Genomic DNA, 25,255 nt, shown 5'->3' on the forward strand with positions numbered 1-25,255 from the left:
AATTATGGCTACGACATTATTAATACTATTGATTGGCACAATAGTGGTTGTATTCAGTGTTAAAAATATCAGGATGCAACTCGTTACCCGCCCTGTATTTAGCTTTTTTAAAAAAGTGCTACCTCCGCTTTCCAAAACTGAAAAAGAAGCGATGGAAGCGGGCGACGTTTGGTGGGAAGGGGAGCTCTTTAAGGGGAAACCCAATTGGCAAGTGCTCCACAGTTACGGTAAACCGTCTTTGACCTCAGAAGAGCAGGACTTTATCGACAATCAAGTGGTAACCGCATTAACCATGATTGACGATTACAACATCGTTAATGAGAGAAAAGATCTGCCACCAGAGCTATGGGACTACTTCAAAAAAGAGGGCTTCTTTGCGCTTATCATACCTAAAAAGTACGGTGGTAAGGCATTCTCAGCGTACGCTAACTCTACCATTGTCAGCAAAATTGCCAGTCGTAGCGTAAGTGCGGCTGTAACCGTTATGGTGCCGAACTCACTTGGTCCTGGTGAGTTACTCACTCACTACGGAACCAGCGAACAGAAAGACTTTTGGTTACCACAACTGGCCGATGGAAGTGCTATTCCTTGCTTTGCATTAACAGGCCTAGAGGCGGGGAGCGACGCGGGGGCCATTCCGGATTCCGGTGTTGTTTGTCGTCAAGAGTTTAATGGCGAAGAAACACTCGGCTTAAAGCTTAACTGGGATAAGCGTTATATTACCCTTGCACCAGTGGCCAATGTACTCGGTCTCGCGTTTCAAATGTATGACCCAGACGGTCTGCTTGGTGATACTCAGCAGATAGGTATTACCTGTGCGCTGATCCCAACGGATCACAATGGGGTTGAAATCGGTCGTCGCCATAACCCGTTAAATATGGCGTTTATGAACGGTACTACTCGAGGACAAGATGTCTTTATTCCGTTAGATTGGATTATTGGTGGCCCCCAGTTCGCGGGACGTGGCTGGAGAATGTTAGTCGAGTGTCTTTCTGCGGGGCGTGGTATTTCACTTCCAGCACTATCGACGGCATCGGGTCATATGGCGACTAAGACCACAACCGCATACAGCGCAGTGCGTCAACAGTTTGGTTTAGATATTGGTAAATTCGAAGGTGTACAAGAGGCCTTAGCACGGGTTATTGCTAATACTTACCAGCTTGAAGCTGCAAGGCGTTTAACCACAACTGGCATCGATTTAAAAGTCAAACCGTCAGTGGTAACCGCGATCGCTAAATACCATATGACCGAACTTGGACGTAAGGTCATAGATGATGCGATGGACATTCAGTCTGGTAAAGGGATCCAACTTGGACCTAAGAATTATTTGGGCCACGGTTATATGGCGCTACCCATCTCTATTACGGTAGAAGGGGCCAATATTTTAACCAGAAGCTTGATGATCTTCGGTCAAGGTGCCACGCGCTGTCATCCATACGTGTTAGCAGAGATGGAAGCGGCAGGTATGGAAGATACCAACGAAGGGTTAGAGCGTTTTGATGACTTACTATTAGGCCATATCGGTTATGCGACGCGTAATGCTTTCAGCGCGTTCGGTAATGCGGTCACTGGCAGTCACTTTTCACAATCTCCAGTGAGTGGTGAAACTAAGCAGTATTATAAAGACATGAATCGTTTGTCTGCAGCTCTTGCCTTGATGACAGATGTTTCTATGCTTATTCTAGGTGGTGAGCTGAAACGTAAAGAGATGCTTAGTGCCCGTATGGGGGACGTGTTAAGTCAACTATACCTAGGCTCTGCAACCTTAAAGTTATTTGAAGATAACGGTCGTCAATTTGATGATTTACCCGCGGTTCGTCATGTTATGGCTACACGTCTGCATTTGGCGGCAAAAGCGTTAGATGAAGCCATTCGTAACTTCCCTAATCGCGGCGTTGCTTTACTAATGCGTGCATTAATCTTCCCGCTTGGAAACCGCTTTAAAGAGGCGAGCGATAAGCTTTCAATCGACCTGGTTAATTCGATGAGTAAGCCTTGTCCTGCACGAGATAGATTAACCTTCTTGTGTCCTGATTTTAAAGGAGATACCGGCGGTATCGCTGAAGTTGAGAATGCATTTATTGCAAAGCATGCCTGTAACGGCCTGTATAAAAAGCTTAAGCAAGCACAAAGGGAGGGGAGTTTACCAACTAAACTTCAGCCTTTGGCCTTGTTTGACTCGGCTCTAGAGATCTCGCTGATAACTCAAGAGGAGCATCAACAGTTAGTTCAGGCTGACGCGTTACGCTTAGCGGCTATCAATGTAGATGAGTTTGAAAGCCTGTAATATGGAACAATTAAAGAGCGAATACCTTTTGGTTTAGCTCTTTATACCAATCAGTATAAGAAGTTGATCTACTCAGAACGTTTTTGGCAAACTAATTAAAGGCGAATAACTGAAAGAATGGTTGCTCCCTTGTGAAGTTGTTCAACGCAGAAGTAGGCAGCCAAAACGCTCCAGAATGGCGAGTTTTAGCGGCTCTGATACTGTGACTCTTAAGGAACAAGAGGGAGCTTAAACGTAGAATAACTATGCTCTTCACTCGTTGCAAACCACATGGATGTGGTGAATGTCATTAAAGCAGGAGCACTTAATGACCTTGTCTCAGTGCCGCTAAACTCTCGCTGAGTGACCAAATCTTTATACTGATTGGTATTATACCAATTAGTATGAATCACGAAGTATAAAAAAAGGTACGCAATTGCGTACCTTTTTTATTAGCTAACCAACCACTTAGAGTTAGACAACAACAACCTTGCTAGTGTTAGTGCCACCAACAGTTTCCATTGCATCACCCTTAGTCATCATCGCCATATCACCTTTTACAAGGTAACCCGCTTGAGACAGAGTCTCTAGTGCTTTTTGAGCGACAGCTTCAGGTGCATGAGTCGTTGAATCAAAATAAACTGGTTGAACCCCGCGATAAAGTGCCATTTTTGCTAATGTTGACTCATGACGAGACATGGCAAAAATAGGTAGTGCAGAGCTAATGCGTGACATCATCTGTGGTGTTGCACCCGATTCTGTTAACGCCACAATCGCCTTAATACCTTCAAGGTGGTTAGCGGCATACATAGTCGATAATGCAATCGTTTCTTCGATAGTCGTGAATTGCTGATCTAATCTGTGCTTAGAAACCTGAACACTTGGGTGTGATTCAGCACCTAAACATACTTCTGCCATTGCTTTTACGGTTTCTTCAGGGAAGTCACCAGCAGCGGTTTCGGCGCTAAGCATTACTGCATCTGTGCCATCTAATACTGCGTTTGCAACGTCCATAACCTCTGCACGAGTTGGCATTGGGCTAGAGATCATTGATTCCATCATTTGAGTTGCTGTAATGACAGGCTTATTCAATTGACGAGAACGGCTAATTAGTCGTTTTTGCACAGCAACAAGAGCTGGGTCGCCAATTTCAACACCTAAGTCACCACGGGCAACCATAACGGCATCAGAGGCGATGATCACATCATCCATTGCTTCGTCGGTGGCTACGGCTTCTGCACGCTCGACTTTAGAAACAATCAATGCGTTGCTACCCGCTTTACGCGCTAAGTCGCGAGCATAGTTTAGATCAGCACCACTTCTTGGGAATGATACCGCAAGGTAATCAACGCCAATCTCTGCAGCAGTAACGATATCTCGTTTATCTTTTTCAGTCAGTGCCGCAGCCGATAAGCCACCGCCTTGCTTGTTGATCCCTTTATTATTAGATAAAGGACCTGCGACAGTAACGCTGGTGTGAACCTTGTTACCTTCAACTCTTTCAACGCGCAACTGAACGCGGCCATCATCGAGCATTAAGATATCACCAAGACTCACGTCTTGTGGTAACTCTTTATAATCGATACCGACTTGTGTCTCGTCACCTTCGCCTTTCGCAAGATCGCCATCAAGGGTATAGGCTTGACCAAGCTCTAACATGACCTTTTTGTTGTCTTTGAAAGTTGAGATACGAATTTTGGGACCTTGAAGATCGCCTAAAACTGCAACATGAACGCCAAGCTCTTTTGCAATCGCTCGTGTATCATTTGCGCGTTTCTTATGATCTTCTGGTGCACCGTGAGAGAAGTTTAAGCGAACAACGTTAGCGCCGGCAGCAATAATGCGGCGTAAGTTGTCATCACGGTCGGTGGCTGGACCCAAAGTTGTTACAATTTTGGTTCTGCGGAACATGACATACTCCGTTAAGTTTTAAAAAATTCTGATTCTATATTACCAGACAATACCCGTTAGTGTAGTAAAATTACGAACAAAATGATCTAACTCAAGTTTTTAATTTTGTGACTTATTCCACCAATAATTTAAAAATGGGCAATCCAACCTAGGTTAAATTGCCGCAAATTATGTAGAAAGTCAGTTACAGAACTGGATCTTTGTCTATTCTTGACTCTTTTAACACTTCCTTTACTCGCTTCAAATTCTCACGGAAACGAGGACCTCTTCTGAGGGTAAAGCCTGTCGCTAGCACATCAATTATAACTAACTGTGCCAAACGTGAAGCCATAGGTAAGTACATATCTGTGTCTTCTGGTACTTCCATTGTCACTGGAAGTGTACAGACCGTTGATAGCGGTGAGTTACGAGCCGTAATACCGATAACCGCCGCACCATTTTCACGAGCCAGTTTAGCAATATCGATAAGCGACTTTGTACGGCCTGTGTGAGAGATAAGTACTACTACATCGCCTTCATTACTGTTTATACAGCTCATACGCTGCATAAGAACATCATCGAAACTGATGACTGGAACATTAAAGCGGAAGAATTTGTTCTGTGCATCATGAGCAACAGATGCTGAAGCGCCAAGACCAAAGAAAGAGATCTTCTTAGCCTGAGTTAACACATCGACAGCCTTATTGATTGCTGCGGTGTCGATACTTTGGCGGGCGGTATCTAAAGAGGCCATAGAAGATTCAAATATCTTAGTAGTATAAGAGTCTGGACTGTCGTCTTCTTCTACATGGCGACTAACATAAGGGGTACCGTTAGCAAGGCTTTGGGCTAAATGAAGTTTAAAGTCCGGAAAGCCTTTGGTATCAAGGCGACGACAGAAGCGGTTAACCGTAGGCTCACTCACATCGGCCATTTTAGCCAAAGTGGCGATACTTGAGTGAATTGCCGTTTGTGGCGAAGACAAAATAACTTCTGCGACTTTACGTTCAGATTTACTAAAATGGGTAAGGCTTTTTTGCACCTTTTCGAGGGTATTCATATGCGTACGTCCACTCAATAGTAATGTAGTTTTATTTTTTTTGTTGAAGCTTTCACGTTGTCGTTTCTAAACCGTTATTTCCGGAGCGTTAACGCCAACATTAATTTATAATGACACAGGTACAAACACGATAAATTTTAGTAATTTTATCACAAAAGCATATCAGATTATGGCCTAACATACCTAATAAGCTAACTTGAAGTTTATTATAGAATTTAGATGCAATTACTGATTTCTGTTGTTATATTACAACAAACGTGTGAATTCTCGTCAAACATGATGAGGCACAGTGTCAAAAGGAGATTTTGAAGCTATGGGCATAACGACACCAAAAGCCAAAGCTTGTGATTTTGTTCTATTTGGTACCAAGGGAGATCTTGCCAAGCGTAAGTTACTTCCTTCTTTATACCAACTTGATAAAGCAAACTTACTGAATGTCGATACGAAGATCCTCGGCGTTGCAAAAGATGACTTTAGTCAGGAAGAATATCGCGAGTTAGTCATCACCGCATTAAACACCTTTGTTAAAGATGAACTCTGTGAAGAGACAGTGAATCGCTTCTTGGACCGTTGTCACTATATCGGAACAAACTTCACGGTTTCTGATGGTTACCAAGCTTTCCATGATATTTTAGAGCCCGAGAAGCGGGTCATGGTGAGTTACTTCGCGACGCCGCCAGCCATCTTCGGCGATATTTGTCGTTGCCTCCACGAACAAAATCTTATCTTCCCTGACTCTCGTGTTGTTTTAGAAAAGCCAATCGGCTCCGATCTCGAAAGCTCTCGCATCATTAACGACCAAGTCTCAGCTTATTTCGAAGAAAACCAAGTCTATCGCATCGACCATTACCTAGGTAAAGAGACGGTACAGAATTTACTTGCACTGCGTTTTGCTAACTCTTTATTTGCCTCTAAGTGGGATAACCGTACTATTGACCATGTGCAACTCACCGTTGCTGAAGAAGTGGGTATCGAAGGCCGTTGGGGTTATTTCGATAAAGCGGGTCAGATGCGCGATATGATCCAAAACCACTTGCTACAGGTATTAACCCTTGTGGCGATGGATCCTCCCGTTAACTTAGATGCTGACAACATCCGTGATGAAAAAGTAAAAGTACTTAAGTCACTGCGTCCAATTAACGCCGACAACATCTATGAGAACACGGTTCGTGGCCAATATAGTTCAGGCTTCCTTAAAGGCGCACCGGTTCCTGGTTATCTCGAAGAAGAGGGTGCGAACGTTCAGTCTAAGGCTGAAACTTTTGTTGCACTTCGCGTCGATATCGATAACTGGCGTTGGGCTGGCGTGCCATTCTACTTACGTAGTGGTAAGCGTATGCCGTTTAAGAGCTCAGAAATTGTGGTCTATTTTAAGAACCCACCGCACAACCTATACAGCTCGAACTACCGTAACCTGCCACCAAACAAATTGACGATTCGATTACAGCCTCATGAAGGGGTTGAAATCCAGATGCTTAACAAGGTGCCAGGTCTTGGTGAAAAGCAACGCTTGCAAACCACTAAACTGGATTTAAGCTTCTCTGAGACCTTCAAAAACGAACGTATTGCCGATGCCTACGAGCGTTTATTACTTGAAGCTATGCTTGGCAATCAGGCGTTATTTGTGCGCCGTGATGAAGTTGAGCAAGCTTGGAGCTGGGTAGACGGCATTATTCAGGCGTGGGAAGAGACCGACGAAAAGCCAAAGCCTTACCCTGCGGGTACATGGGGACCTGTGGCGTCTGTCGCGCTTATCACTAAAGATGGCCGTTCTTGGGACGAGTAAGGTGAAACCGATGATTAAAGAAACTGTTTTCAAATCATTTGACAATAAAGAAGCACTCGAAGCACAACTGGCGGAGCGTATTGCCAATCAACTGCAAGACGCCGTTGATGCCCGTGGTAAAGCGAGCCTTATTGTCTCAGGTGGCTCAACTCCGCTTAAGTTATTTGAATTGCTCAGTAAGAAAGGCATCGATTGGAGTGATGTTTACATCACACTCGCGGATGAGCGCTGGGTCAGTGCTGAGCATAGTGATTCTAACGAGCGCCTAGTTCGAAATAATTTGCTAAAGAATAGAGCGGCTAATGCCAAATTTCGTGGCTTGAAGAACATGTATTCTTCGCCTGAAGAAGGTTGCGCCATGGCGATTGAACAACTTGGTAGTTTTCCTACACCATTCGATGTCGTCGTATTAGGCATGGGCAATGACGGCCATACCTGCTCTTGGTTCCCTTGCGCCGCAGAAGCTGAACTCGACAATGCATTAACGACAACCGACTTATGTGTTGCCGTTAAACCGGGTAATGCCCCGCATTCAAGGATTACTTTGTCGAAGTCAGCCATTTTAGCGAGTCGTCAAATCTATTTACATATCGTTGGTGAGCAAAAATTAGATGTTTACCGACAAGCACTAGCAAGCGATGACTGTCGTGAAATGCCTATCCGAGCGGTGCTCGGCCAGCATAAAACGCCTGTTGATGTTTACTGGAGCGCTTAAGGAGTAATTATGCACAGCGTTGTACAATCTGTTACCGACAGAATTATTGAACGAAGCAAAGATTCTCGCGCTAAATACTTAGCGGCGCTCGATGATGCTAAAAATAAAGGTGTTCACCGCAGTGCATTAAGCTGCGGTAACTTAGCGCACGGTTTCGCAGCATGTAATCCAGCCGACAAGTCTTCTATCAAGCAATTGAATAAGGCCAATATCGGTATCATCACCTCATTTAACGATATGCTGTCAGCACACCAACCTTATGGTGAATATCCTGACTTGTTGAAACAAGCCTGTCATGACGTCGGCAGTGTTGCCCAAGTCGCCGGTGGCGTTCCCGCTATGTGTGACGGCGTAACACAAGGCCAGCCTGGTATGGAACTGAGTCTGCTAAGCCGCGAAGTGATTGCCATGGCAACTGCTGTGGGCTTATCTCACAACATGTTCGATGGTGCACTATTACTGGGTATCTGTGACAAGATTGTGCCAGGTCTATTGATTGGCGCACTTAGCTTCGGTCACCTACCTATGTTGTTTGTGCCTGCGGGTCCAATGAAGTCAGGTATTCCAAACAAAGAAAAGGCACGTATTCGTCAGCAATATGCCCAAGGTGAAGTCGACAGGGCAGCGCTTTTAGAGGCAGAGTCTAAGTCTTACCACAGTGCGGGGACTTGTACTTTCTACGGTACAGCCAACAGTAATCAGTTAATGCTCGAGGTCATGGGCCTTCAGCTACCAGGTTCATCTTTTGTCAATCCTGATGACCCATTGCGCGAAGTATTAAGTAAAACTGCCGCTAAGCAGGTTTGCCGTCTAACCGAAATGGGCACCCAGTACACACCTATCGGTAAAGTGGTATCTGAAAAGTCAGTAGTGAACGGTATTGTGGCGTTATTGGCTACGGGTGGTTCAACTAACCTAACCATGCACATCGTTGCCGCAGCGCGCGCTGCAGGTATCATAGTAAACTGGGATGATTTCTCAGAGCTTTCGGATGCCGTGCCTCTACTTGCACGCGTTTACCCGAACGGACACGCTGACATTAACCATTTCCACGCCGCTGGCGGTATGGCGTTCTTGATTAAAGAGCTGTTAGATGGTGGCTTGCTACATGAAGATGTCGACACCGTGGCAGGCTTTGGACTTAAGCGTTATACCCAAGAGCCGCAAATTCGTGATGGCGAACTAACATGGGTTGATGGTCAGCAAACAAGTTTAGACACTGAAGTGCTAACGAGTCTCGATAAGCCATTCCAGAGTAATGGCGGTCTTAAACTGCTTAAAGGTAACCTTGGCCGCGCAGTGATTAAAGTCTCTGCAGTACAAGAGCAGCATCGAGTTGTTGAAGCGCCAGCCGTTGTTATTGACGATCAAAACAAGCTTGAAGCCATTTTCAAAGCTGGTGATTTAGACAAAGATTGCGTGGTTGTGGTCAAAGGCCAAGGCCCTAAAGCCATTGGTATGCCGGAGCTACATAAGCTGACGCCAATCTTAGGTACGCTGCAAGATAGAGGCTTCAAGGTTGCATTACTGACTGACGGTCGTATGTCGGGCGCATCGGGCAAAGTACCAGCCGCTATCCATTTAACGCCAGAGGCGCTAGATGGCGGTTTAATTGCTAAGATCCATACTGGCGACTTAGTACGAGTGAACGCCACAACGGGAGAGTTAACGCTACTGGTTGATGAAGCGGAACTTAATGCAAGAACGGCTGAGAAGGTCGATTTGCATAAGACGAGTTACGGTATGGGTCGAGAGTTATTCGGTGCACTGCGCGCTAACCTAAGTAGTCCTGAAACTGGTGCCCGTTGCACTAGCGCAATTGATGAAAACTATTAACGTTTAAGGAAGAGTAACGCAATGCTTGAGAATAACTGGTCAATACAGCCACAAGATATTTTTAAACGCAGCCCTATTGTTCCTGTCATGGTGATCAATAAGATTGAACATGCTGTACCGTTAGCCAAGGCGCTAGTTGCCGGGGGTATTTCAGTACTTGAAGTCACTCTACGTACCGACTGTGCGTTAGAGGCGATCACTAAGATTGCTCAAGAAGTACCAGAAGCAATAGTGGGAGCGGGAACAATTCTAAACAAGACGCAGTTAGAGCAAGCCGTTCAAGCTGGCGCGCAGTTTGTGATCACCCCTGGTGCGACTACTGAACTGTTAGAGGCTGCAATGGCGGGCACAACACCGCTGATCCCTGGCGTTGCCAGCATCTCTGAAGTGATGAAAGGGATGGCACTGGGTTATACAAACTTTAAGTTTTTCCCAGCTGAAGCCTCTGGTGGTGTTAATGCACTTAAAGCGTTTTCGGGTCCATTAGCCGACATTCGTTTCTGCCCAACGGGTGGCATTACTCCAAGTAACTATAAAGAGTACTTAGCGCTTAAGAATGTCGACTGTATTGGGGGAAGCTGGATTGCGCCTACTGATGCAATGGAGCAAGGTGACTGGGAAAGGATCACCGCCTTATGTAAAGAAGCCATCGATGCGCTTAAAGTGTAAATGATTCTTTCTAATAAAAAAGCTACCCTTGGGTAGCTTTTTTTATGTCCATTATTGGATTAGTTTCATCTCATCAAATTACAAGCGGTGCTATTTTGTAGCTTCTCCAGAGTAGTTAAACGGCGATTCAACTTTCCACACGCGATAACGCACCTGGGTATTTTCTGGTAGATAGAATACTTTTGGTAAGCGGCTATCGTATTTCAACATTAGATCATCACGGATAGGCAGGAATTTTTCCGTTGTAGTTTGCTCAAAGCAGGCCATCATAGTGCTTGGACCGTCAGAAATGCTGTCTACTTGATAGTAATTATATCCCCAACCTTTCACTGTGTGTTGCTTCAATTCGCCCACTAAACCGTGTTTATTACAATCCACCATTTTTGTTTGTCCGATCTGGATCTCCACCCTGTAGTCAGCTTCATTGTCTAGCTTAGGTAGAGTCAAGATATGCTGGACTTGACCTGCTTGTGGCTCAGGAAACATCTTGGTCTCTTTAGTCACACTATAGTCATCGGCCGTATACATCTGCGAACCGATCATATTTTGATTTAATCCTGATGGGTGAGCTGGGCTAGTTGCATTCGCATTAAATGAAAAAGCTGAAAGAATCAAAGAAGAAGCCAAAAGTGTACGGGCAAAACGCGTATTACCAGCATTGAATAAAGTCATAAAATCTCCAAAATAAAAAGGTATTGTCTGTGTTCAATACCTCTATAAACGCTGCGGTTTTCAAAAAGGGTTATAAAAAGACAAAAAAATGTATATATATTTACATTTTGGAAAATCCCAATGATTACAATACCATAAAAAGTTTGTTGTTACTGGAGATAGTGCAAGATCACATAAGTAGTCACCTCCCTTGTGTTATTTGATCTAAAAGCGCAAAATTAGTTTGATTGTCAAGATACTCGTAATGCAAACATATCGCGTATCAAGCAATGTGGTTTTCAAGTTTTAGCTTTTGCCTTGCTAGTTATCCAACTCGCGTTGGCAAGGCTGAGCTATAAACAGAAATGATTGATAATAATTAAACGATAGCCGTGGGCTTGATGGTAAGACGTCTAAATCCAAAATATTCAAGGGTGTTATATGATCTATGGTGAACAAGCTGCCGTGAACTGCGCAGATAAACACAAGTTTTCGACTCAAAATAGTGCAGGAGAGCGCAATACCGCCTATGTATTAGTGCTTACGATAGTGACCATGCTGGCAGAGATCATTGCCGGTACTATTTATGGCTCTATGGCGTTATTAGCCGATGGCTGGCATATGGGAACTCATGCTGCGGCATTTTTGATAACTCTTTTTGCATATCGATATGCGCGTAAGCATGCAAACTCCCCAGAGTTTTCTTACGGGACTGGAAAAGTGAGTGTGCTTGGAGGATATACTAGTGCAATCGCACTGGGTTTAGTTGCCCTCGTTATGTTAATTGAGTCGAGTGTGAGGATCTTTAATCCCCATGAGATCTATTTCAATCAGGCAATTGTGGTGGCGATTATCGGGCTTATTGTTAACGTGGTCAGTGTATTTTTATTGAAAGATCATCATAGTCACGATCATGGACATAGCCACAGTCATCATGACCATGATGTACACAAAGGAGTGATCCAAGATGAAAAATACCACGATCACAATCATGGATATCATGAGCATAGTGATGGAGAGAAGCATCACGGCCAAGATCACAACCTGAGGGCTGCTTATTTTCACGTACTTGCCGATGCGCTCACTTCGCTCTTGGCAATAGCTGCTTTACTGATGGGCAAATACTTTGGCCTAACTTGGCTAGACCCTATTATGGGCATTGTTGGTGCAGTGATTATTACTCGCTGGGCATGGGGACTACTAAAACAAACGGGCCCAGTATTGTTGGATGCAAGTATTGAGCAAAGCTACATGCAACAGATTAAACAAACCATTGAACAAGAAAGCGCACAGCTTGTTGACCTCCATATTTGGAAAATCAGTGCCGACCATTATGCTGCTAGTATGATCATTCATTGTGATCGGGTTGAAAAATCAGGTTATTTTAAGGAAAAATTATCACAATTTGAGCGCTTAGCTCATATCACTATTGAAGTTAATCCAGAGACTCAGGCACAATAAGGCTACACTAACGAGGAATAAAATTAATGAAAAACCAAGATGATAGCTTAAATCATGCAATGATCGAGTTTTACGAGAAGTTGTCATCTTGGGAAATGGCAGTAGTTAAAGATAAAGGCTTTAGCTTACCTCAAGTTCATACCGTTGAAATTTTGGGTCTTAATGGCCCTATGCGTATGAAAGAATTAGCGCAAAAGATCGGTATTACTACGGGGACATTAACGGTTCAGGTCGATAAAATGGTTGAAGCAGGGCTAGTTGTACGCACTCCCCATGCTAATGATAGACGTTCTATCTTAGTTCAACTTACCGATAGCGGCCGTGAAATGTTCGAAGAGCACGATAAGCTTCATATGCAGTTGACTCGAGATCTGACTGCTAAATTTGATGATAAAGAACGCGCTCAGTTATTAGATTTTTTTGAAAGAATTAATCATGAGTTCTAGTAAATACGATGCTACTAGCTTAGCGAGTATGAGCATATGTCACGTACGCTTCTATCTGTAACTTATCTCCAGTGATTTTTTAGCACGCCAGTCTCTTGTTCGATAATATCTAGTTCTGATTGAATTCCTTAAATAAAAACTAGTCTATTTAAGCGTCAGATCCTAGCTCCTTCATTTTGATACAAATGATACATTTTTTGCAATAAAGTATCATTCATTCGTCTATTTCAGTATTAGCTGTTTTATTTAGGTGCTATTATATGGCCATATCCGCCGATAACGGCTATAGGCAAGGAGAGCCCAAATAATCTTAAAAATAAGTGAGTAAACTAGGTGTTAGCACGTCTTAAAAATTTAAATAGCATTCAATTTACCGTCATACTTTCGATTTACTATGTATGCGTGTTTAATATTCCTCTTTTTCAAATAATCAAACAGGGCGTAGATAAACAAGCCGATGTCAATATGGCATTTATTGCCAGTATGCCTTTGTTTCTGTTTTTCGCTCTGTCATTTTTATTTAGCCTTTTTAGTGTTAAGTATCTAGCAAAGCCATTTTTTATTATTTTGACGTTGATGTCGTCGAGTGTCTTTTTTGCGGCATTTCAATATGGTGTGGTATTTGACTACGGCATGATTGAAAACACCTTTCAGACCAATCAATCAGAAGCGACAACCTACCTTAATTGGGCGTCAGTTGTTAACTTCGTGGTGACAGGCATTATCCCCTCACTGTTTATCTATAAAGCTAACATTCAGTACAAGCCCATAACGAAAGAACTGCTGCACAAGGCTTTATTTATGCTGTCTATGCTTGCAGGTATCGTCGTGATTGCTATGTTCTATTATCAAAATTACGTCGCATTTGGTCGAAATAACGACATCATGAAGCGTTATATTATCCCAACATATTTTATTGGTTCAACTGTTAAGTATCTAAAAATTAACTACTTACAAGAGCCTTTAGCGTATAAACAGATTGGTTTGGACGCCAAAAACACCACAGACAAAGCCAAGCCTAATTTAGTCATTTTGGTGGTAGGAGAAACGGCTAGGGCGGCCAATTATGCATATTATGGTTACGACAGACCGACCAATGCGCATACTAAAGAGCAGGGGATAGTGGTGTTTAAAGACACCCATTCATGTGGTACTGCTACAGCCGTCTCTTTGCCTTGCATGTTTTCTAGAATGGATCGTGATAATTATAATTCGCGTCGAGAAAGAGCCCAAGACAGCGCTATCGATGTGTTAAACCATGCAGGGATCCAACTTGAATGGCTCGACAATGACAGTGGCTGTAAAGGTGTTTGCCAGAATATTGAGAGTATCACAATAGATCATAATAGCGATCCTAAGCTGTGTAACGGTGAGTATTGTTACGATCAAGTGTTGCTTAATGAGTTAGGTAAGCGGCTTAAAACCATTAAAGATGAAGACACATTATTAGTGCTACACATCATTGGTTCTCATGGGCCGACCTATTATCTACGTTATCCGGAGAAGTATCGTCAGTTTGTGCCTGACTGCCAACGTAGCGATATTCAAAACTGCAGCCATGAAGAGTTGGTTAACACTTACGATAATACTATTTTATATACCGACTTTATCCTCTCACAGGTCGTTAATAAGCTAAAAGCAACAAGCGCGCAATTCGATACTGCAATGCTCTATATATCAGATCATGGTGAGTCATTAGGCGAAAAAGGCATGTATCTTCATGGTACGCCTTATTCATTTGCGCCCGATGAGCAAACAAAAGTGCCTTTCTTGGGCTGGTTCTCAAGCGGTTTTGCGGAGCAAAATCACTTAAACCTTGCTTGCTTAGCAAAAGAAGCTAACAAGGGCGGTTTCTCTCACGACAATTTATTCGATAGCTTACTTGGTTTGATGAATGTCCGTAGTGAGGTTTATCGGCCAAAATCTGATATTTTCGCGAGTTGTCGAAAATAAAATCTAATTTATCTCTAAAAAGGGATGGAAACATCTTCATTTTTGTTTAAAGTATTGATAAGTAAAGCTATCAAGATGGAGTGACTTTTAACATGGATATGGCAAAGCATTTATCAGAAACAGAACTGTCGGCTAAGATATTACGCCATGCAGTGCCTAAAATGTCTGAACTCAAGGTTCCAGTCACTCCTGAGAATTATGCCGTTTGGTATGAATACTATAAAGGGATTAATCTTGATTTAAAGCGTGCGATCGATGGATTACTGAGCAATAACGTCGCCTTTACACCAGATGTCAGCAGTAGTCTTTATAAAAACTATATCTTGATTAACTCACCCGAAATTATTGAGAATGTCCAATTAGAAACACAAGTACTGATAAATAGTTTACTGGCCAAAATTGGCTCTTTGAGCAAGGACACATCACGATTTTCAGATTCATTAACTGAATTTGATAACGCATTGAAACAGGATCCCGACCCCGTTGTCATGCAGAAACTGGTTAAAGGGATCACCAGTGAGCTTGATGAAATCATTGCCGTTAATGGTGAAATGGATAAAAGCCTAACGAGCATGAATGAAGAGGTTATTGCCCTTAAATCAGAAATGGTAGAGCTTCGCTCCGTTGCTATGACCGATCAGTTAACCTCAGTGAATAATCGCCGTGCATTCGATAAAGAAGTGATTAGCCATATCGATAGTTTTAATCATTCAAATTTTGACAGTAGTTTGTTAGTCGTCGATATTGACCACTTTAAGCGGTTTAATGACATACATGGCCATTTAGTCGGTGACAAAGTACTGGCTTACGTTGCCCAGGCATTAAAAAATGGCGTTAAAGGCGATGATTTCGTTGCCCGTTATGGCGGTGAAGAGTTTGTTATCCTGTTGCCTAATACCACACAGGAAGAAGCGAATATCGTAGCCGAGAATTTAAGGCAAAAGATCGCGGAGCGTAATTTGACCATAGGTAAAGACAAAAAGCTGCCGCTTGGGAATATTACCGTGTCAGTAGGAGTTGCATCGCTAAAAGCAGCAGATGATAAAGATAGCTATTTTATTCGTGCCGATGAAGCCTTATACCGTGCTAAGTCTTCGGGCCGAAACTGTGTCGTAAGTGAAAGAATTACAGAGACAGCTATTTAGTATGGGCGTGGTTTATACCAGGATTTAGAACAGGATTCGAAATTGGGCATTATTAAAAACAGTGTTAATTGAGAAAGGCCGTTAAGATAAATCTTAACGGCCTTTTTGTTTGTGCGCCTATGCTTAATTTTGCGGTGCTTTTAAGTCCATATGCATGTTAATCAAGCGATCCTCCATGTCAAAGGTCACCGTAAACCCAAGGCGTTTAGCAAGACTGGCCATGTTTCTATTTTCAAACATGGTAAAGCCGGTCAGCACAAGCGTGTCGTTATCCTTGTAATACTTAACCAGTTTCTCAAGTAATAGTTTTCCTAAACCCTGGCCTTGATAATTACTACGCACCGCCATGGCAAATTCGGCTTCGGTATTATCAGGATCGATAGAGGCTCGAATGGCACCTAAGGTGGTTTCTTCGCCATCGTCTCCTATTGCCGTGGCAATAAAGGCCATCTCTCTGGCGTAGTCAATCTGAGTTAATACAGCCATCTCTTCATGGGTCATCTTAGAGCGAACCCCAAAGTAACGCTTGTATCTATCCTCATCGGAAAGGGAGTTATCAAAAGCCATATGCTTAGGTTCATCTTCAGGCAAAATAGGCCGTAGCATGACCTTATTACCATTCTTGAGGGTAACCATCTCCTCGAGTTCTTTCGGGTAAGGAGAGATCGCCAACCTTGATGCGTTATCAACCGGTTCTTGTTGTAAGCCGATATTTACATCTAACAGGGTGATCTGCTCACCAGCGCACAGTACGGGGTTTAAATCGAGAGTGGCGATTTCTGGACAGTCAATAATCAAGTGTGAGATCTGGGTCAGCATCACGCACAGTGCATGCATATTTAACCCAAGTGGCAAATGCCTATCTCTGATCTTCTGGTTTTTGAGCGCTTGGATCACCATATAGCGGGCCAGCGTCATATTCAGTGGTGGCAGGGCAACGACCGCATCTTTAGTGGGCTCCCATTCAGAGCCACCTTCACCTAGCAAAATTGCCGGCCCAAACACAGGATCATTAGCTACTGCGACTCTTATCTCCTGCGCACCGGCGGTGAGCGCCATTTTCTGAACGATCAGCCCCTCAATCCGTGCATCGGGATTAACTGAGATCACCCGCTCAATCATGGCATTCGCTGCATGTTCAACCTCCAGATCGGAAGTTAGGTTGAGCATCACGCCTTGTATATCGGACTTATAATGAATATCCGGTGACTGCAGCTTTAACGCGATAGGGTAACCAGCAAGCTTTGCAAACTCAACGGCTTGCTCCGCGGTTGTCGCAAACCAGGTATCGATAGTATTGAGCCCATAGGCGCTTAAAATGGCACGTGACTCATGGGTTTCTAAAACGGTTTTACCTTGGTCTAACGCCTGTTGTAACTTCTCTCGGGCCAATGTGGAATCGGCGGGAATATTATCAGGAATGGACTGTGGCACTTCTTGCAGTAGCTTTTGGTTACGACGGTATTCAACCATATGCATAAATGCACCCACGGCACCTTCTGGTGTGCGATAGGTCGGAATGCGAGACTTTGAAAAATGCTTACGGGCCTCATAGGCTGAATCTTCGCCACTCCAGTTGGTCAGAATATTGATTTTGTGTCGATTGGGGTGCTTGGCGATGGTCTCTGCAATCGCTTCGGCGACCCCGACGCTTTCGCCTAACGCTGAAGGTGAATGCAAGATTAAGATCGCATCGAGATCGTCACTGTCCATTAAGATCTCAAGCGATTGTGCATAACGGTTTGCATCTGAATCACCACCGATATCCACCGGATTTTGCCCAGACCAACTCTTAGGTAAAAGCGTGTTAAGCCGCTGATAAATTTCACTCGATAGTGCAGGCAGTTTGCCTCCACCTAAGATTAACTCATCTAACGCCAGCACAGCTGGGCCACCACCATTACTGATTATCCCCAGGCGCTCACCCTGCAAAGGTCTTGAGTGGGCCAAGGTCTCAACGGCGGCAAACAACTCGATAAGATCGTTAACCCGCAGCATACCCGCTCGTCTGAAGGCCGCTTCATAAACCGCATCGTTACCAGACACGCCGCCAGTGTGTAACTGAGCAGCGTTGCCCCCCTCAATACTTCGGCCTGACTTAATCACCAAGATAGGTTTATTACGTGACGCCGCCCGCGCCGCAGACAGGAAATGACGTTTTTCGTTAACCGAGTCGATGTAGAGCAAGATTGCATCGGTTTTTGAATCTCGTCCTAAGTAATCCAGTAGCTCATCAAAATCGATATCGTTAGCATCGCCCAGAGAGATAAAAGAGGAGAAGCCTATGCCTTTGTTGTTGGCCCAATCCAATACCGTGGTACAGATAGCGGCAGATTGGGACACGAAGGCGATTTTGCCGGGCAGGGCACTGGTGTGAGCAAGGCTTGCGTTCAAACCAAGGTTGGGCAAAATCATCCCCAAACTATTGGGGCCTAAGATCCGCATGCCATATCGGTCTGCAAATTGCTGCATCTGACTTAACAGACTGATCCCATCTTCGTTAAATTCATCGGCCATACCCGATGCCATGACGATGGCAACTTTACAACCAAACTGGGCCAAGGTTTCGATGATTGCAGGCACGCTGCCAGCCGTGGTGCAGATGATCGCGAGATCGGGAATAAGTGGCAGGGCTTGAATATTGGGATAAGCGAGTACACCCATCACCGCTTCATATTTTGGGGTCACCGGCATAATCGGCCCCGAGAAACCACCAGAGAGCAGGTTTTTCATCAGTACATTACCCGCGCGTTTGGGCTTGTTGGAAGCGCCAATAATGGCAACTGATTTAGGTTTGAAGAGGCTATGAAGAGTGCGTTGGCTCATGAACTTATCCTATAAGTCAGTATGTTATACCCAAACGACTTGAACATGCTCATTTCAGAGGCCTTGCGCGAGTTCAATTCTAGGCGCCTTAGCGTAGGAATGGTGACTCCCTTTTAAGCTAGTGCAACAACGAAGTGGGCTTGCGCAAAGCCTTCTTCGATGGGTTTTAATGCACTTTCTGATGCGTTATTGATCTTGCTAAGAGAATAACCATTAACTGCAATCAACGCCTTGCTTAAAGTGCATTAAATTCCCACTGAACCCTGCATCTTCAGGTGGCTTGGGTATATGAGTGTACAGGAGCGCAAACGTTTTACCATAAGATAATGGTCGTAAATACAAGGTTAATAGCGCCACAATACAAACTGCTTTTATTATCCAGTACTAGCCATGCTTTTACCTCAACAACTCAGTCAGTTATTGAGTTGTGTTTGCTGTAAAGGTAACTATCCGTAAAGCCTGAATTAACCACTCTCCGTCTCTTAGACTTTACTCCTACTTTGTCGACAATTTGTCGGTGCATTGTTGACAATTTGTGCTTAAGTGGCTAGATTGTCGACAATCCATTAAAAACTAATATTGTATTTAACTGATGACTTTTTTTAACGAACAGCCTGTTACCAGTGCCGATAAGACCTTTTTTCAGCTACGTAAAGCGATCGTAGAGGGAGAGGTTTTGCAGGGCTCTAAGCTGAGTGAAACAGAGTTGTCGACAAAATACGCCGTTAGCCGTGCGGTGATCCGAGAGGCGATAAATCGTCTAGAGGCCAGCCACCTTGTTGAACGGAAAGCCAACGTTGGTGCACGAGTCGTGAGTCTAACTTCAGAAGGCTTATTGGAGTTATATCAGGTGAGAGAGTCGCTCGAAGGCATGGCGGCAAGGCTTGCCGCATTAAACATGACCGATCACGAGATTGACGAACTGCAGTCCCTGCTTAATAGCCACTTTGAAAAAGTCCAATCCGATGGCTCTTATTATCAGGAAGCAGGCGATGTCGACTTTCACTATCGCATCATTCAAGGCAGTAAAAACAAACATCTTATCTCGATGCTGTTCGACGGCATATATCACCTAGTGCGTATGTATCGCGTACAGCTAGGAATGACGGGGCCACGTGTGACTACCGCCTTCGATGAGCATAAAAATATTGTGCAAGCGATTTGTAACCGTGACGCAGAGCTTGCCGAGATGCTGATGCGTCGCCATATCTTGTATTCGAAATCCAGTATCGAAAACAAGCTAGCTAATGATTAAGCAACACCATAACAAATCAATAATTGACAGTAATAACATCATTATAAATTTTGCCGTGTAGCAGCTAACACTCGAGCACAGTGAACGATAAATAAAAGGATCAGCACATGAGCGCAGGTAAGAAGTTTCGCGAGGCATTAGCCGCTAACAAGCCCCTACAGATAGTAGGCACCATTAATGCCTACTCAGCCATGATGGCTAAAAAGATTGGTCACCAAGCTATTTACCTTTCGGGTGGCGGTGTGGCTAACGCTTCCTATGGCTTGCCCGATCTGGGCATGACATCGCTAAACGATGTCATTGTTGATGTGCAGCGCATCACCTCAGCTTGTGACTTGCCGTTGCTGGTGGATATCGACACGGGTTGGGGCGGTGCATTTAACATTGCAAAAACCATTCGTGATATGGAAAAAGCCGGCGCCGCAGCGGTGCACATGGAAGATCAAGTGGCGCAGAAGCGCTGTGGTCATCGCCCGAATAAAGAGATCGTTTCGACCCAAGAGATGGTCGATCGCATTAAAGCGGCGGTCGATGCCCGTAGCGATCCAGACTTTTTCATTATGGCGCGCACCGACTCTTTCGCACAGGAAGGCTTAGAGGCCGCAATTGCTCGCGCTAAAGCCTATGTGGCTGCAGGGGCTGACGGTATTTTTGCCGAAGCGGTCAAAACCGAAGAGCATTACCGCGCCTTTAGCGACGCTCTTGATGTACCTATTCTTGCCAACATTACCGAGTTTGGCCAAACCGAGTTGTGGAACAAAGAGCAACTAGGCGAGTGGGGCGCATCTATGGTGCTGTATCCATTAAGTGCATTTAGAGCCATGAATAAAGCCGCCGAGATGGTATACACCTCAATCTTAGAAAATGGCGACCAAAAAGCGGTTGTTGATTCGATGCAAACCCGCATGGATCTGTATGACTACCTGGGTTATCACGATTACGAGCAGAAGTTAGATAAGCTGTTCTCAGAAGGTAAGAATTTATAAATAGCGCGACATAAATGCGTTAGCCCCTGTTGAACAAAGCAATACCTTACAAAGTAAATCATCAAAGTAAACCCTACAAGTTTACAAGTGGAAGCGTTAAGGATTAGCGCGCCAATATAAATATAAAAATTATCTGCAGCCTTAAGGCTGACGGCAAACAAATAGAAGGAAGACAGTAATGGTTGATAAAACTGAGGTTTCTAAGAAAATTGGTGGTGCAGGCCTACGTGGTCAAAGCGCAGGTGAAACAGCCCTTTGTACCGTGGGGAAATCAGGTTCGGGTCTAACGTACTGTGGTTACGACGTGTCAGACTTGGCCGATAACGCCACGTTTGAAGAGGTAGCCTACCTACTGTTTAACGGCGAGCTACCTAATCAAACTCAGCTCGACCACTATAAAACTGAACTCTTCGCTCACCGCGATCTTCCACAAGCGCTAAAAGAGGTGCTGCAGCGTATTCCTGCCGAGGCGCATCCAATGGATGTGATGCGTACCGGTTGCTCATTCTTAGGAAATCTTGAGCCTGAAAATGACTTTAGTGAGCAAAACCGTGCAGCAAACCGCTTACTCGCAGCGTTCCCAGCCATCATGTGCTACTGGTATAAGTTCTCTCACGAAGGTGTAGAGATTGATTGCGTGACCGATGAAGATTCAATCGGTGGTCACTTCCTACATCTACTCAATGGCAAGGCGCCATCAGAGCAACATCGCCGCGTAATGGATGTGTCGCTTATTTTGTATGCCGAGCATGAGTTTAATGCATCAACCTTTACTGCGCGTGTGTGTGCATCAACCTTGTCAGATATGTACTCTTGTATTACAGGTGCTATCGGTACACTTCGTGGCCCACTGCATGGCGGCGCGAATGAAGCGGCTATGGATATGATCCAAAAGTTTAGCTCGCCTGAAGATGCCAAAGAGCAGATGGCAGGTATGCTTGAGCGTAAAGAGAAGATTATGGGTTTTGGCCATGCGATTTATCGCACTTCAGATCCACGTAACGTAATCATCAAAGCCTGGTCTAAAAAACTCGGAGCAGAGTTTGGTGACAGCTCACTATATGACATCTCAGTAGCCTGTGAAGAGTTTATGTGGGACACCAAGAAGCTTTTCTGTAACGCCGACTTCTTCCACGCATCGGCTTATCACTTTATGGGCATTCCGACTAAGTTGTTTACGCCTATCTTTGTCTGCTCACGCTTAACGGGCTGGGCTGCACACGTGATGGAGCAGCGCTCTAACAACCGTATCATCCGCCCAAGTGCCGACTACACCGGCAGCGAGCCACGTACGGTTACACCAATCAGTGAAAGATAGAAGCTAGAACTTAGAGTCTAGAACTCAGGACCTAGGACTTAGAATTTAGGACCTAGGACTTAGAATTTAGGACCTAGGACCTAGGACCTAAAAGCGAAGCGCCCTCGAACCTAGCACCTTATTTTAGCTTTTGATTGTGCTTTTGATTGTATAGCAGGGCTTCTTTTAAGAGGTATTAGCCCGCTCTAGCCGCGAAGCGTCCTAGCAGTGAGCCTGCGAACGCCCTAGAACCTAGAACCTAGAACCTAGGACCTAGCATCTCGAACCTAGCACCTAGCAGCATATAAAATTGGAATGCGTTATGAATCCTATGAATACGAATTACCGTAAACCTTTACCCGGCAGCGACCTCGATTACTTCGATACCGAAGCGGCTGTGAATGCCATCAGCCCTGGCGCTTATGCCAAACTGCCTTATAGCTCTCGTGTGTATGCCGAGAACTTGGTGCGCCGCTGTAGCCCTGAGTCACTCAGCGATTGCCTGAGCCAAATCATTCACCGCAAGCGCGATCTCGACTTTCCTTGGTATCCAGCCCGCGTTGTGTGCCACGATATTCTCGGCCAAACCGCATTGGTTGACTTAGCCGGCCTACGCGACGCAATTGCCGACAAGGGCGGCGACCCGTCAAAAGTGAACCCTGTAGTACCGACTCAGTTGATTGTCGATCACTCGCTGGCGGTTGAGCATGCGGGTTTTGAAAAAGATGCCTTTGAGAAAAACCGTGCCATCGAAGACAGACGCAATCAAGATAGGTTCCACTTTATTAACTGGACCAAAACCGCCTTTGAAAATATCGATGTCATTCAGCCCGGCAACGGCATCATGCATCAGATCAATCTCGAGAAGATGTCGCCCGTTATACAAGCCCGAGATGGCGTTGCGTTCCCCGATACTTTAGTCGGTACCGACAGCCACACGCCTCATGTCGATGCGCTAGGCGTTATCGCTATCGGTGTTGGTGGCTTAGAGGCTGAAAGCGTAATGCTAGGCCGTCCATCATATATGCGACTACCCGATATTGTCGGCGTCGAGCTGGTGGGTAAGCGCCAAAGCGGCATTACCGCAACCGATATCGTACTGGCCATTACCGAGTTTTTACGTAATGAGAAAGTGGTATCGACTTACCTAGAGTTCTTCGGCGAAGGCGCTGCAAATCTGACATTGGGCGATCGCGCTACAATTTCAAACATGACGCCGGAGTTTGGTGCAACCGCTGCCATGTTCTATATCGATGATAAGACAATCGATTACCTCAAACTGACTGGCCGCGATGACAAACAAGTTAAGCTAGTTGAGACCTATGCCAAACAAGCCGGTCTTTGGGCGGATAGCTTGCAAGATGCCGAGTACGAGCGAGTGCTGCGTTTCGATTTATCAAGCGTTGGTCGTAATATTGCCGGGCCGTCTAATCCACACCGTCGTGTTGCAACGGCCGACCTTGCCGCAAAGGGGATAAGTGGCTATCTTGATTCAGAGCTTGAAGAGGCGGGCTTAATGCCTGACGGCGCGTGTATTATTGCCGCCATCACCAGTTGTACCAATACATCTAATCCTCGCAATGTGATTGCCGCTGGCTTACTTGCACGTAACGCTAATGCGAAAGGCTTAACCCGTAAGCCATGGGTTAAAACATCACTGGCGCCGGGCTCAAAAGCGGTGCAGTTATACCTTGAAGATGCCAACTTGTTGACTGAGCTTGAAGCATTAGGCTTTGGTATCGTCGGCTTTGCTTGTACCACCTGTAACGGCATGAGCGGCGCGCTAGACCCTGTTATTCAGCAAGAAGTTATCGATCGCGATCTGTACACCACTGCCGTGCTCAGCGGAAACCGTAACTTCGATGGCCGTATTCACCCCTACGCTAAGCAAGCCTTCCTTGCATCGCCACCATTAGTGGTCGCCTATGCGATTGCGGGCACTATTCGCTTCGATATTGAAAAGGATGTGCTGGGCCAAGACAGTAACGGCAACGACATTCTGCTTAAAGATCTGTGGCCATCTGATGAAGAGATTGATGCGGTGATCGCTCAAAGCGTTAAGCCTGAGCAGTTCCGTAAAGTCTACGAGCCAATGTTCGACCTCAAAGTCGACTACGGCGACGATAACGAGCTAAAGGTTAATCCACAATATGAGTGGCGTCCACAGAGTACTTATATTCGCAGACCTCCTTATTGGGAAGGCGCGTTAGCTGGCGAGCGCACCATGAAAGGCATGAGGCCGCTTGCGGTTCTGGGTGACAACATCACCACCGATCATCTATCACCATCAAACGCGATTATGCTCGACAGTGCAGCCGGAGCGTACCTGCATAAGATGGGCTTACCGGAAGTCGACTTTAACTCCTACGCGACTCACCGCGGCGATCACTTAACCGCCCAGCGTGCCACCTTTGCTAACCCTAAGCTGTTTAACGAAATGGTGACCCAGTTAGGTAAAAACGGCGAAGTCGAGGTGAAGCAGGGCTCTTTTGCACGTATTGAGCCAGAAGGTGCTGAATCACGCATGTGGGAAGCGATTGAAACCTACATGGAGCGCAAGCAGCCACTTATCATCATTGCAGGTGCCGATTACGGTCAAGGCTCAAGCCGAGACTGGGCAGCAAAAGGTGTGCGCCTCGCAGGTGTTGAAGTGATTGTTGCTGAGGGCTTTGAGCGTATTCACCGTACTAACCTAGTGGGTATGGGCGTGTTACCGCTCGAGTTTACCAATGGGGCTAATCGTCACACTTATCAGATTGATGGCACAGAAACCTACGATGTACTGGGTGAGCGAACACCGGGCGCACATCTTACGGTGATCATGACTCGCAGTAATGGTGAAGTGGCTGAGATCCCCGTTAAGTGTCGACTCGATACCGCGGAAGAAGTCTCTATCTATGAAGCAGGCGGCATATTACAGCGCTTCGCCCAAGATTTTTTAGAGTCCTCGACATGAGCCATCAGCGGATAAAGAGTAGAGTTTTAATCTTTGCTCTTTAATCTTTTCTCTTTA

Annotated in this window: 17 protein-coding genes; 13 read left to right on the forward strand and 4 right to left on the reverse strand. The window is 45.1% G+C overall.

Annotated elements, in window-relative coordinates; translation table 11 throughout:
* Nucleotides 1–4: 4 nt before the first annotated feature.
* A complete protein-coding gene (locus tag SHAL_RS10140) occupies nucleotides 5–2,287 on the forward strand; it encodes an acyl-CoA dehydrogenase (protein WP_012277043.1) in 2,283 nt (760 codons plus the stop codon).
* Between the two features lie 453 nt (nucleotides 2,288–2,740).
* Here the strand turns inward: SHAL_RS10140 and pyk are convergent, their stop codons facing one another.
* Entirely contained in the window at nucleotides 2,741–4,177 is a 1,437-nt protein-coding gene (pyk, locus tag SHAL_RS10145) for a pyruvate kinase (RefSeq protein ID WP_012277044.1), read from the reverse strand.
* Between the two features lie 184 nt (nucleotides 4,178–4,361).
* Nucleotides 4,362–5,216, reverse strand: coding sequence for a MurR/RpiR family transcriptional regulator (locus tag SHAL_RS10150; RefSeq protein ID WP_012277045.1), 855 nt, complete (start codon nucleotides 5,214–5,216; stop codon nucleotides 4,362–4,364).
* 313 nt (nucleotides 5,217–5,529) lie between these two features.
* Between SHAL_RS10150 and zwf the strand changes: the two genes are divergently transcribed.
* From zwf to SHAL_RS10170, 4 genes are read left to right on the forward strand one after another with little or no spacing between them, the layout of a single operon-like run.
* Complete coding sequence (gene zwf, locus SHAL_RS10155) at nucleotides 5,530–7,002, forward strand: glucose-6-phosphate dehydrogenase (protein ID WP_012277046.1); 1,473 nt, start codon at nucleotides 5,530–5,532, stop codon at nucleotides 7,000–7,002.
* Nucleotides 7,003–7,012: 10 nt separating this feature from the next.
* The gene (pgl, locus tag SHAL_RS10160) at nucleotides 7,013–7,717 is read left to right on the forward strand and encodes a 6-phosphogluconolactonase (RefSeq protein ID WP_012277047.1); all 705 of its coding nucleotides are present in this window, start codon (nucleotides 7,013–7,015) and stop codon (nucleotides 7,715–7,717) included.
* Between the two features lie 9 nt (nucleotides 7,718–7,726).
* The gene (gene edd, locus SHAL_RS10165) at nucleotides 7,727–9,553 is read left to right on the forward strand and encodes a phosphogluconate dehydratase (protein WP_012277048.1); all 1,827 of its coding nucleotides are present in this window, start codon (nucleotides 7,727–7,729) and stop codon (nucleotides 9,551–9,553) included.
* A 21-nt stretch (nucleotides 9,554–9,574) separates the two neighbouring features.
* Complete coding sequence (locus SHAL_RS10170; protein WP_012277049.1) at nucleotides 9,575–10,222, forward strand: bifunctional 4-hydroxy-2-oxoglutarate aldolase/2-dehydro-3-deoxy-phosphogluconate aldolase; 648 nt, start codon at nucleotides 9,575–9,577, stop codon at nucleotides 10,220–10,222.
* A 90-nt stretch (nucleotides 10,223–10,312) separates the two neighbouring features.
* Here the strand turns inward: SHAL_RS10170 and eco are convergent, their stop codons facing one another.
* Nucleotides 10,313–10,894, reverse strand: coding sequence for a serine protease inhibitor ecotin (eco, locus tag SHAL_RS10175; RefSeq protein WP_012277050.1), 582 nt, complete (start codon nucleotides 10,892–10,894; stop codon nucleotides 10,313–10,315).
* 420 nt (nucleotides 10,895–11,314) lie between these two features.
* On the opposite strand from eco, the gene dmeF reads away from it, so the two are divergent.
* The 4 genes from dmeF (at nucleotide 11,315) to SHAL_RS10195 (ending at nucleotide 15,878) form a co-directional block, all read left to right on the forward strand.
* Nucleotides 11,315–12,334, forward strand: coding sequence for a CDF family Co(II)/Ni(II) efflux transporter DmeF (gene dmeF, locus SHAL_RS10180; RefSeq protein ID WP_012277051.1), 1,020 nt, complete (start codon nucleotides 11,315–11,317; stop codon nucleotides 12,332–12,334).
* A 26-nt stretch (nucleotides 12,335–12,360) separates the two neighbouring features.
* Entirely contained in the window at nucleotides 12,361–12,780 is a 420-nt protein-coding gene (locus SHAL_RS10185; RefSeq protein WP_012277052.1) for a MarR family winged helix-turn-helix transcriptional regulator, read from the forward strand.
* Nucleotides 12,781–13,113: 333 nt separating this feature from the next.
* Nucleotides 13,114–14,733: a phosphoethanolamine transferase gene (locus SHAL_RS10190; RefSeq protein ID WP_012277053.1), complete on the forward strand. Its 1,620-nt coding sequence runs from the start codon at nucleotides 13,114–13,116 to the stop codon at nucleotides 14,731–14,733.
* Nucleotides 14,734–14,825: 92 nt separating this feature from the next.
* Nucleotides 14,826–15,878: a GGDEF domain-containing protein gene (locus tag SHAL_RS10195; protein ID WP_012277054.1), complete on the forward strand. Its 1,053-nt coding sequence runs from the start codon at nucleotides 14,826–14,828 to the stop codon at nucleotides 15,876–15,878.
* A 123-nt stretch (nucleotides 15,879–16,001) separates the two neighbouring features.
* Here SHAL_RS10195 and SHAL_RS10200 read toward each other — a convergent pair whose 3' ends face one another.
* Complete coding sequence (locus SHAL_RS10200) at nucleotides 16,002–18,704, reverse strand: bifunctional acetate--CoA ligase family protein/GNAT family N-acetyltransferase (protein WP_012277055.1); 2,703 nt, start codon at nucleotides 18,702–18,704, stop codon at nucleotides 16,002–16,004.
* A gap of 592 nt (nucleotides 18,705–19,296) precedes the next feature.
* Here SHAL_RS10200 and SHAL_RS10205 point away from each other — a divergent pair.
* The 4 genes from SHAL_RS10205 to acnD all read left to right on the forward strand — a co-directional run bounded on the left by SHAL_RS10205 (nucleotide 19,297) and on the right by acnD (nucleotide 25,198).
* A complete protein-coding gene (locus tag SHAL_RS10205; protein WP_012277056.1) occupies nucleotides 19,297–19,959 on the forward strand; it encodes a GntR family transcriptional regulator in 663 nt (220 codons plus the stop codon).
* 107 nt (nucleotides 19,960–20,066) lie between these two features.
* The gene (prpB, locus tag SHAL_RS10210; RefSeq protein WP_012277057.1) at nucleotides 20,067–20,945 is read left to right on the forward strand and encodes a methylisocitrate lyase; all 879 of its coding nucleotides are present in this window, start codon (nucleotides 20,067–20,069) and stop codon (nucleotides 20,943–20,945) included.
* A gap of 178 nt (nucleotides 20,946–21,123) precedes the next feature.
* The gene (gene prpC / locus SHAL_RS10215) at nucleotides 21,124–22,263 is read left to right on the forward strand and encodes a bifunctional 2-methylcitrate synthase/citrate synthase (RefSeq protein ID WP_012277058.1); all 1,140 of its coding nucleotides are present in this window, start codon (nucleotides 21,124–21,126) and stop codon (nucleotides 22,261–22,263) included.
* A 310-nt stretch (nucleotides 22,264–22,573) separates the two neighbouring features.
* Nucleotides 22,574–25,198: a Fe/S-dependent 2-methylisocitrate dehydratase AcnD gene (gene acnD, locus SHAL_RS10220; RefSeq protein WP_041416363.1), complete on the forward strand. Its 2,625-nt coding sequence runs from the start codon at nucleotides 22,574–22,576 to the stop codon at nucleotides 25,196–25,198.
* Nucleotides 25,199–25,255: the final 57 nt, after the last annotated feature.

The sequence above is a fragment of the Shewanella halifaxensis HAW-EB4 genome, assembly GCF_000019185.1.
GTDB classification, from domain to species: domain Bacteria; phylum Pseudomonadota; class Gammaproteobacteria; order Enterobacterales; family Shewanellaceae; genus Shewanella; species Shewanella halifaxensis.

Bases quoted from the DNA above. Each gene is read 5' to 3' on its own strand.
- zwf (WP_012277046.1), top strand. From the start codon at position 5,530: ATGGGCATAACGACACCAAAAGCCAAAGCTTGTGATTTTGTTCTATTT.
- SHAL_RS10200 (WP_012277055.1), bottom strand. From the start codon at position 18,704: ATGAGCCAACGCACTCTTCATAGCCTCTTCAAACCTAAATCAGTTGCC.
- SHAL_RS10195 (WP_012277054.1), top strand. From the start codon at position 14,826: ATGGATATGGCAAAGCATTTATCAGAAACAGAACTGTCGGCTAAGATA.
- SHAL_RS10205 (WP_012277056.1), top strand. From the start codon at position 19,297: ATGACTTTTTTTAACGAACAGCCTGTTACCAGTGCCGATAAGACCTTT.
- SHAL_RS10170 (WP_012277049.1), top strand. From the start codon at position 9,575: ATGCTTGAGAATAACTGGTCAATACAGCCACAAGATATTTTTAAACGC.
- prpC (WP_012277058.1), top strand. From the start codon at position 21,124: ATGGTTGATAAAACTGAGGTTTCTAAGAAAATTGGTGGTGCAGGCCTA.
- SHAL_RS10140 (WP_012277043.1), top strand. From the start codon at position 5: ATGGCTACGACATTATTAATACTATTGATTGGCACAATAGTGGTTGTA.
- SHAL_RS10185 (WP_012277052.1), top strand. From the start codon at position 12,361: ATGAAAAACCAAGATGATAGCTTAAATCATGCAATGATCGAGTTTTAC.
- SHAL_RS10150 (WP_012277045.1), bottom strand. From the start codon at position 5,216: ATGAATACCCTCGAAAAGGTGCAAAAAAGCCTTACCCATTTTAGTAAA.
- dmeF (WP_012277051.1), top strand. From the start codon at position 11,315: ATGATCTATGGTGAACAAGCTGCCGTGAACTGCGCAGATAAACACAAG.
- pgl (WP_012277047.1), top strand. From the start codon at position 7,013: ATGATTAAAGAAACTGTTTTCAAATCATTTGACAATAAAGAAGCACTC.
- eco (WP_012277050.1), bottom strand. From the start codon at position 10,894: ATGACTTTATTCAATGCTGGTAATACGCGTTTTGCCCGTACACTTTTG.
- prpB (WP_012277057.1), top strand. From the start codon at position 20,067: ATGAGCGCAGGTAAGAAGTTTCGCGAGGCATTAGCCGCTAACAAGCCC.
- acnD (WP_041416363.1), top strand. From the start codon at position 22,574: ATGAATACGAATTACCGTAAACCTTTACCCGGCAGCGACCTCGATTAC.
- edd (WP_012277048.1), top strand. From the start codon at position 7,727: ATGCACAGCGTTGTACAATCTGTTACCGACAGAATTATTGAACGAAGC.
- pyk (WP_012277044.1), bottom strand. From the start codon at position 4,177: ATGTTCCGCAGAACCAAAATTGTAACAACTTTGGGTCCAGCCACCGAC.